The organism is Saccharopolyspora sp. 7B (assembly GCF_020177435.1).
Classification (GTDB): domain Bacteria; phylum Actinomycetota; class Actinomycetes; order Mycobacteriales; family Pseudonocardiaceae; genus Saccharopolyspora_C; species Saccharopolyspora_C gregorii.
Genome location: NZ_JAIUKC010000235.1, coordinates 1 through 7,232, shown reverse-complemented (window position 1 = coordinate 7,232; position 7,232 = coordinate 1). Strand labels below are relative to the sequence as shown.

The following is a 7,232-nucleotide window of genomic DNA, read 5'->3' as shown; positions in this document are numbered from 1 at the left end:
GCGAGGACAGCGTTTTCTCCTGTGGCGGAGCCACCGGTGAAAACGATCCCGCAGCGAGGAGGGCGCTGAGGTTCCGCCAGCCGACCACCACCGTCACCGAGGCAGCTCCAACGAAATAGGAGTGCTCTCCTGGACCGAGCGGGAGACGGTGCAGTACCGCTCGATGGCGCGTTCCACCGCGTCGAGCAGCTTCGCCCGGTCGGCGTCGGCGACGGAGCTCAGGTCCACGTCGAAGCGGACCCGCACCTCGGAGAACTTGTTCGGGTCGGCGTCGGTCTTGTCCCGGTCGGCGTGCACCGCGATGTCGGCGTCCGCACCCGCGCGGCGCACCAGCAGGTTCTCGCTGGTGACGGCGGAGCACCCGGCGATGGCGGCGAGCAGCAGCTCACCGGGGGTGAACGCGTCGGGGGCGCCGTCGCGGCCGATGGTGACCTGCCCGCCGCGGCCGTTGGTGGCGGTGAAGGTGTGCTCGCCGGTGCGGTGCACCTCTACCGGTGTGCCTGGCATCTCGTCCTCCGCTGCTGGTCGATGGATCTTCCCGCACAACCGGGGACGGTCCCGGGATGTTCCCTCAGCCGGTGCCGGTGTCCTGCCCGCGGGAGCGGGTGAGGAGGTCTTCGCGGGCGCGGGCGACCCGCGAGCGGACGGTGCCGAGCTCGCAGCCGCTGACCTCGGCGGCCTCCAGGTAGGTCAGCCCGAGGACCTGGGTGAGCACGAGCGCTTCCCGCCGGTCCGGGTCGAGCCCGTCGAGCAGCACGCCGACTTCGACGAGTTCTTCGAAGCCGCGTCCGGTGCGGCCACCGCTCTCGGCCACCTGCGCCCAATCGGAGGTGACGGTGCGCGGCCGGGCGCGTTCGGAGCGGATCTGGTCGACGACGACGCGGCGCGCGATGGCCAGCAGCCAGGTGCGCGCGGAGGACGAGCCGCGGAAGGTGCGCACGGCCCGCATCGCCCGCAGGTAGGTCTCCTGCGCGAGGTCGTCGGCCGCGGGCACGCCCGCGAGGTGCGCGAGGAACCGCCAGACGTCGCGCTGGGTGGCCCGGACGAGTTCTTCGAGGGCGCGGCGGTCACCTTTCCCGGCGGCCAGCGCGAGCTCGGTCACACGGGTGTCTTCGGCCTCCGAGTGCGTCACGGTGGTCGAGACTAGTCGAAGCCCCGCCGGGAACTCCTCCCCCTGCTCGGCCGACAATCTGACCGTGAACTGCGAACGATGCCGGACCTCGGTGTCGGCCTTGCTGGACGGGGAGCTCCCGGAGGCTCCGGAATCCGAGGTCGACGCCCACCTGGAGACGTGCGCGGCCTGCCGGGCCTTCCAGGCCGAGGCGGGGGCGCTGACCCGGAACCTGCGGGTGCGGGCGGTGGCGCCCACCCCGGACTTGGCGGGGGCGGTGCTGGCGGCGGCGGAACGTCCGCGCCGCACGCGCGGGGTGCTGCGCGGGGCGTTGGCGCTGACCGCGGTGGCGCAGATCCTGCTCGCGCTCGGTCAGCTGTCGGGGCTGATCGGCATGCACGGGCACGCGGCGCACGGCGGGCCGGGCATGGCGGCGCACCTGTTCAACGAGAGCACCGCCTGGAACCTGGCGCTGGGCGTGGGGTTGCTGTGGGCGGCGTGGCACGATCGCACGGCGGCGGGGGTGCTGCCGGTGCTGAGCGCGTTCGTGGCGGCGCTGGCCGGTTTCTCGGTGCACGACCTGGTGATCGGGGCGGCGACGGTGGAGCGGGTGGCCTCGCACGCGCTGCTGCTGGTCGGCCTGGGCCTGCTGTTCGCGGTGCACCGCACCGGCGGCGGTGGCCCGGCGGACGCGGACCGCACCGCAGCCGACGGCCCGCACGCGGCGGACGACACCTCCAGCACTCCCCGAGCCCCGCAAGGCCCACCGCACCTCCGCCCGACCGCCCACCGCGAAGCGGCCTGAGGGCCGCAGAATCAGTTGATCAGTTGATCCTCCCAGCGGCGAAGCTGCTGACCTGCCGACCACCCGAGCAACGGGACCACCCGCGGGTTCTCAGCGGTTCCCTCGCGAGGACAGCTTTTTCGCATGTGGCGGAGCCACCTGTGAAAAAGATCCCGCAGCGAGGGAACCGCTGAGGTTCCCCACCCACTCCCCGAGCAGCAGGAGTACGTCAGGACACCCGCAGCAACGCGCAGAACATCGCGTCGGTGCCGTGTTTGTGGGGCCACAGCTGGACGGTCGGCCCGTCCCCGAGGTCGGGCACGCCGGGGAACGCCTCGCGCGCGTCGAGGAGTTCCGCCCCGCTGCGCCGGACCACGTCGGAGATGACGCCCTCGGTCTCGGACAGGTGCGGGGAGCACACGACGTAGGCCACGACGGCGCCGGAGCGGGCGAGGCCGACGGCGGACAGCAGCAGCGAGCGCTGCAGCTTGGCGAGTTCGGCGACGTCGGACGGCTGCCGCCGCCAGCGCGCTTCGGGTCGGCGGCGCAGCGCGCCGAGCCCGGTGCAGGGCGCGTCGACGAGCACCCGGTCGTAGCCGGGTTCGAGCCCGGGTTCGCGGCCGTCGGTGACGTGCACGGTGACGGCGAGGTCGCGGGTGACCTTGCGGATGAGTTCGGCGCGGTGCTCGGACTGCTCGACGGCGTCGAGGGTGCCGCCGTCGAGGGTGATGAGGGCGCCGAGCAGCCCGGCCTTGCCGCCGGGTCCGGCGCACAGGTCGAGCCAGCGGGTGTCGCCGCCGGTGACCTCGGGCCGGGTGACGGCGAGCGCGGTGAGCTGGCTGCCTTCGTCCTGCACGGCGGCGAAGCCCTCGCGGACGGGTTCGAGGTCGCCGGGGTCGCCGGCGCCCGCTTCGAGGTGCACGCCGTAGGGCGAGTAGGGCGCTTCGTCGCCGCCGGTGATGGCGGCGAGCTCTTCGGCGCTGATCTCGCCGGGCCGGGCGACGAGGTGCACGGCGGGCCGGGCGTCGTCGGCGGCGAGCGCGGCGGCGAGTTCGTCGCCGGTGTCGCCGAGCGCGTCGGCGAAGGCCTGCGCGATCCAGCGCGGGTGCGCGTGGCGCAGCGCGAGGTGGCCGACGGGGTCGGTGGCGCGGTCGGGGGCGAGCCGTTCGATCCACTGCTGTTCGTCGCGTTCGCCCGCGCGGCGCATCACGGCGTTGGCGAATCCGGCGAGCTTCGAACCGACCTCACCGCGCACGATGTCCACTGTGGAGGACACGGCGGCGTGGGCCGGAATCCTGGTGCGCAGCAACTGGTACACGCCGAGCCGCAGCGCGTCCAGCGTGATCGGGTCCACTTCGGACACCTCGCGGCCGCTGCAGTCGGCGATCACCGCGTCGAGCAGTCCCCTGGCCCGGCAGGCGCCGTAGGCGAGCTCGGTGGCCAGGCCCGCGTCCCGCCCGCTGATCTTGCGCTGCCGCAGCAGGCCGGGCAGCGTCAGGTTCGCGTAGGCGTCGCGTTCGCGCACGGCGCGCAGCGTGTCCAGCGCGGCCATCCGCGCCGGGTCCTGCGCCGGCGGCCGAGCCGGGTTCTTGCCGCGCTGCGGCGGGCGGCTGCCGCGCGGCCGGGACGGACGGCGGGGGCGGTCGTCGTTCACTGCAGGCGTTCTCCTTGCTCGATGCGGGTTCCGCGCGCCCAGTCGGTGGCCGCCATCCGCTTCTTGCCCTGGGCTTGCACTTCGCCGAGCTGCACCGCTTCGGTGGCGGTGCCGACGAGCACCCGGCGGCGCTGCACGTCGATCTCGCCGGGTGCGAGCCCGGTCTCCTCGGTGCGGGTGACGGGCCCGAGCTTGAACCGCTCGTCGCGGAACCAGGCCCACGCCCCCGGGTCGGGGGTCACGGAGCGGATCAGGCGGTCCACGGCGAGCGCGGGCGCGGCGAAGTCGGCCTTGGCGTCCTCCGGGGTGACCTTCGGCGCGTAGCTGACGCCTTCGGCGGGCTGCGGCCTGGCCCGCAGGGTGCCGTCCTCGATGCCGTCGAGGGTGGCGACCAGCAGGTCGGCGCCGGAGATCGACAGCCGGTCCAGCAGCGCGCCCGCCGTGTCGGTATCGCGCACCGCTTCGGTGACCACGCCGTACACCGGCCCGGCGTCCAGCTCGGGGACCAGGTGGAAGGTGGCGGCACCGGTGATCTCGTCGCCGTGCCGGATCGCGGACTGCACGGGCGCCGCGCCGCGCCACGCGGGCAGCAGCGAGAAGTGCAGGTTCACCCAGCCGTGCCGCGGGATGTCGAGGGCCTGCTGCCGCAGCAGCGCCCCGTAGGCGACGACCGGGCAGCAGTCCGGTTCGAGTTCGGCCAGCCGTGCCAGGAAGTCCGGGTCGGTGGCGCGGGCGGGGGTGAGCACTTCGACGCCGTGCTCGTCGGCGAGCGCGCCCACCGGGGAGCGCAGCACCTTGCGGCCGCGGCCCGCGCGGGCGTCCGGCCGGGTGATCACGGCGGCGACCTCGTGCCGCTCGGAGTCCAGGAGCGCGCGCAGCGCGGGCACGGCGGGCTCGGGCGTCCCGGCGAAGACGATCCGCATGCTCAGCGCTTCCCGAACAGCGGGTGCGGGCTCTCCTTGACGACCGGCACCTGCCCGTCGAACCAGTCGGCCTGCCGGATCTCGCGCAGCGCGCGCTTGCGGGTCTCGGCGTCGAGCCGGTCCACGAACAGGACCCCGTCCAGGTGGTCGGTCTCGTGCTGGATGCAGCGGGCCAGCAGGTCCGTGCCCTCGATCTCCACCGGGTCGCCGTGCATGTTCCAGCCGCGGGCGACGACGCGCTTGTGCCGCAGGCAGTCCCAGCGCATGCCGGGGATGGACAGGCAGCCTTCGGGGCCGTCCTGCATCTCCTCGCCGACGACCTCCCAGCCCGGGTTGATCAGGTGGCCCTCGAAGCCGTCGCAGCGGTAGGTGAACACGCGCAGCCCGACGCCGAGCTGCGGCGCGGCCAGCCCGGCCCCGCCCTGCTCGTGCATGGTGTCCCACAGGTCGCGCACGAGGCCGTGCAGTTCCTTGTCGAAGTCCACGACCTCGTCGGCGCGGGTCCGCAGGACGGGGTCGCCGAAGAGTCGGACGGGCTGGACGGTCACGCGGGCTCCCGGTTCGGGCTCGGCGGGGGGACCCGGCGAGTCTAGTCGTCGCCCTCGCGCCGCCCGACCGCGCGGTCGTCCTCGCCCGCCCCGCCTCCGTGGCCGTCCCGCGCGGCGGCCTCCTCGCCGCGGGATCGATTCCTCCTGCGGCGACCGCCGCACCGGCGACGTCCGCGCCCGGAGCCCACCGGCGGCCCGCGCGCCGCGGCGTCGGCGGTGCTCCCGCTCGACCTGGCCGGGTCAGGGGGCGGGCAGCACCACCTCGGCCGCTCCCCCGCCGCGGCGCGCCGGTTCGGCGGCGGCGAGCCAGCGCCCGTCGGGCAGCCGTTCCACACCGGTCGCGGCCCCGATCTCCGCGGACGGGTCGAGCTCGTGCCCGAGGGCGCGCAACTTCTCCGCTTCGGGCAGCGCCAGGAAGGCCGCTTCGGCCTCGGTGCTCGGCGCGTTGCGCTGCGAGGCGCGCGGCCGGGCGATCGCCTCCACCAGCGGCAGGCCGCGGTCGATGCGCCCGGTCAGCACCTGCAGCACCGTGGTGATGATGGTGGCGCCGCCGGGGCTGCCCACCGCCAGCACCGGTTCCCCGTCGCGCAGCACCACGGTGGGGCTGATGGAGCTGCGCGGCCGCTTGCCGGGTTCCGGCAGGTTCGGGTCGGGTTCGCCGGGCACGGCCGGGGTGGACGAGAAGTCGGTGAGCTCGTTGTTGAGCAGGAACCCGCGCCCGGGCACGGTGATGCCGCTGCCGCCGGTCTGCTCGATGGTCAGCGTGTAGGACACCACGTCCCCGCGGGCGTCGGCGACGGTGAGGTGCGTGGTGTTCGGGCCCTCGTAGTCGATCCCGCCGCGTTCGGGCGGTCGGGGCGCGCAGGGCGCGGGCTCGCGCGGGTCGGCGGCGGCGACCGGGGCGGGCAGGACCGCGTCCGGGGTGATCAGGCAGGCGCGGGAGTCGGCGAACTCCTGGCCGGTGAGCTCCGCGGTGGGCACGTCGCCGAACGCGGGATCGGCGACCCAGCGGTTCCGGTCGGCGAAGCCGAGCTTGCTCGCCTCCAGGAAGCGGTGCAGGTACTGCGCCTCGTCCAGCGCGCCCAGGTCGGTGCCTTCGAGGATGTTCAGCGCCTCGCCGACGGTGGTGCCGCCGGAGGCCGACGGCGGCATCCCGTACACGTCGAGCCCCCGGTAGGTCACGTGCGTCGGGTCGCGCTCCTCGATCCGGTAATCGCGCAGGTCGTCGGCGGTCATGCCGCCGGGCCGCACGGTGCGCCCGGCCGCCGGGTCGACCGGCGGGTTCCGCACGGCTTCGACCACGTCGGCGCCGATCTCACCGCGGTACAGCGGGTCGAGGCCCTCGGCGGCGAGGGTGCGGTAGGTCGCGGCGAGGTCCGGGTTGCGGAACGTGCTGCCGGTGGCGGGCGGCGCACCGCCGGGCAGGAACAGGTCCCGAGTCGCGGGGAACGCGCTGAAGCGCTCCTGGTTGGCGGCGGTCTGCTCCCGGAAGGTGTCGTCGACGACGAAGCCGTCCCGGGCGAGGCGTTCGGCGGGGCGCAGCACCTCGCCCAGGTCCTCGTTCCCCCACCGCCGCAGCGCCTGCTCCCAGGTGGCGGGGGTGCCGGGCACGCCGACGCCGAGTCCGCTGGTGATGGCCTCCGCGGCGGGGATCGGCTCGCCGTCCTCCAGGAACATCTCGGGGTGCGCGGAGGCGGGCGCGGTCTCGCGGCCGTCGAGGGTGGAGACCTCGCCGGTGCCCGCGTCGTAGTGCACGAAGTAGCCGCCGCCCCCGATGCCCGCCGAGTAGGGCTCGGTGACGCCGAGCGCCGCGGCGACCGCGACGGCGGCGTCGGCCGCGGTGCCGCCCGCCCGGAGGACCTCGATGCCGGCGCGGGTGGCGTCCGGATCGACGCTGGAGACGGCGCCGCCGTAGCCGATCGCCTCCGGCGCCTTGGGCGGCGGGACGGGGGCGGCGTGCGCCATCGGAGTGATCAGCGCGCAGGAGGTGACCGCCGCGAGGGTGATCCGAACGGGTCGTGCTCGCACCATCGTGTGCCTCCGATCTCCGAGTGCCCGTCACTGTGCCGAGCGACGGCCACCTCGACAACACGAACGGGGCATCGTTGGCGGACCGAGATCAACACCGGCGCGATCGGAGTCAACGGACCGTTCGACCAACCAGATGGGACGAACAGTCCGTTCACCCCACACCGACACGAGTCAACGGACC

Annotated in this window: 7 protein-coding genes; 1 reads left to right on the top strand and 6 read right to left on the bottom strand. The window is 74.6% G+C overall.

Annotated elements, in window-relative coordinates:
* Positions 1-93: 93 nt before the first annotated feature.
* The gene (locus LCD33_RS27705; protein WP_224978456.1) at positions 94-507 is read right to left on the bottom strand and encodes an OsmC family protein; all 414 of its coding nucleotides are present in this window, start codon (positions 505-507) and stop codon (positions 94-96) included.
* Positions 508-571: 64 nt separating this feature from the next.
* Positions 572-1,132 (bottom strand): sigma-70 family RNA polymerase sigma factor, encoded by a 561-nt coding sequence (locus tag LCD33_RS27700; protein WP_224962689.1) that lies wholly within the window; start codon positions 1,130-1,132, stop codon positions 572-574.
* A 64-nt stretch (positions 1,133-1,196) separates the two neighbouring features.
* On the opposite strand from LCD33_RS27700, the gene LCD33_RS29235 reads away from it, so the two are divergent.
* Complete coding sequence (locus LCD33_RS29235) at positions 1,197-1,916, top strand: zf-HC2 domain-containing protein (protein WP_308011335.1); 720 nt, start codon at positions 1,197-1,199, stop codon at positions 1,914-1,916.
* 208 nt (positions 1,917-2,124) lie between these two features.
* On the opposite strand, the gene LCD33_RS27690 is transcribed toward LCD33_RS29235, so the two are convergent.
* The 4 genes from LCD33_RS27690 to ggt form a co-directional block, all read right to left on the bottom strand.
* Positions 2,125-3,549, bottom strand: a complete 1,425-nt coding sequence (locus LCD33_RS27690) for an RsmB/NOP family class I SAM-dependent RNA methyltransferase (protein WP_224962691.1) — start codon at positions 3,547-3,549, stop codon at positions 2,125-2,127.
* Complete coding sequence (fmt, locus tag LCD33_RS27685) at positions 3,546-4,472, bottom strand: methionyl-tRNA formyltransferase (protein ID WP_224962693.1); 927 nt, start codon at positions 4,470-4,472, stop codon at positions 3,546-3,548. The genes LCD33_RS27690 and fmt overlap by 4 nt, the downstream gene beginning before the upstream one ends.
* 2 nt (positions 4,473-4,474) lie before the next feature.
* Complete coding sequence (def, locus tag LCD33_RS27680; protein WP_224962695.1) at positions 4,475-5,020, bottom strand: peptide deformylase; 546 nt, start codon at positions 5,018-5,020, stop codon at positions 4,475-4,477.
* 240 nt (positions 5,021-5,260) lie between these two features.
* On the bottom strand, positions 5,261-7,051 hold the full coding sequence (ggt, locus tag LCD33_RS27675; protein ID WP_224978455.1) for a gamma-glutamyltransferase: 1,791 nt from the start codon (positions 7,049-7,051) through the stop codon (positions 5,261-5,263).
* Between the last annotated feature and the right edge of the window lie 181 nt (positions 7,052-7,232).

Excerpts from the sequence above, each read along its gene's own strand:
- LCD33_RS27705 (WP_224978456.1), bottom strand. The coding sequence starts at position 507 with ATGCCAGGCACACCGGTAGAGGTGCACCGCACCGGCGAGCACACCTTC.
- fmt (WP_224962693.1), bottom strand. The coding sequence starts at position 4,472 with ATGCGGATCGTCTTCGCCGGGACGCCCGAGCCCGCCGTGCCCGCGCTG.
- ggt (WP_224978455.1), bottom strand. The coding sequence starts at position 7,051 with ATGGTGCGAGCACGACCCGTTCGGATCACCCTCGCGGCGGTCACCTCC.